Here is a 266-nt window from a genome sequence, read left to right on the forward strand (position 1 = left end):
CTGCTTGCGCCGGCTAGAAGACGCCGGCCACGCGCACACCACGCTGGACACTGGCGGTGGTCGTGCCGCGACCGAAACGGCCGGTGCACGTTGGCTCAACGTGGTGCTGGGCAATCTCAAACGCGCCATCAGTGGCGTGTATCACGCCATCGCGCAAGGCAAATACGCAAGGCGTTACCTGGGAGAAGCGGCCTATCGTTTTAATCGTCGATTCCGCTTGCGCGAGATGCTGCCACGACTTGCCACGGCCATGATGCAATCCACAC

1 protein-coding gene is annotated in these 266 nt (G+C 62.0%); it reads left to right on the forward strand.

The window, feature by feature from the left end; genetic code table 11:
- On the forward strand, positions 1-266 hold a 266-nt coding region (locus tag XcyCFBP4188_RS22410), incomplete at both ends, for a transposase (protein WP_146094096.1).

Source organism: Xanthomonas hortorum pv. cynarae (assembly GCF_002939985.1).
Lineage (GTDB): Bacteria > Pseudomonadota > Gammaproteobacteria > Xanthomonadales > Xanthomonadaceae > Xanthomonas > Xanthomonas hortorum_D.